We start from the raw sequence: 453 nt of genomic DNA, 5'->3' as shown, positions 1-453 counted from the left end.
AATATAATGACAACACGTCTGAAACTTCAGACGATGATGAATCAGCCGAGGCAACTGAAGCTCTCTTCATGGTTACTGTTGAAGAAGAAGAGGAGCAAGAGCTGGAAAAGGAAGAGGAGGCTGAGGTCGATCTTGAAGAAGAACTCATTGCCGCACTTGAGGAGCTTAGCATGGAACGAAAAACAAGTAAGAAAAATCTGAAACTTCTCCATGAATCTGAAAGTTCTGTTATTGCTTTGAAAACTCAAGTTGAAGAATATAAAAGAATTATGGAAGTCCTTGAAAGCCAAATAAATGTCAAAAAGGAAGAGGCTATGAAACTTGAAACTGAAATTGCTAGAGCAAAGGCTGAAAACTTGGAACTTAGCCAAAAACTCAAAGTGCTCCAAGCGTTTGAAAGCACAATAAAACTCAATGAAATTCTGAAAGTTCAAAAGCCCTTCCACAATAAAT

The 453-nt window shown here is 38.0% G+C and carries 1 protein-coding gene; it reads left to right on the top strand.

All coding sequences use genetic code 11. The features are described 5' to 3' along the window. Positions 1–453 (top strand): hypothetical protein (locus F8C76_RS18780; RefSeq protein WP_211372185.1); only part of this gene is annotated, 453 nt, incomplete at both ends.

The organism is Flagellimonas olearia (assembly GCF_009184425.1).
GTDB classification, from domain to species: domain Bacteria; phylum Bacteroidota; class Bacteroidia; order Flavobacteriales; family Flavobacteriaceae; genus Flagellimonas; species Flagellimonas olearia.
Note: the sequence above shows the minus strand (reverse complement) of the source record. Positions and strands in the feature narration are given on the sequence as shown.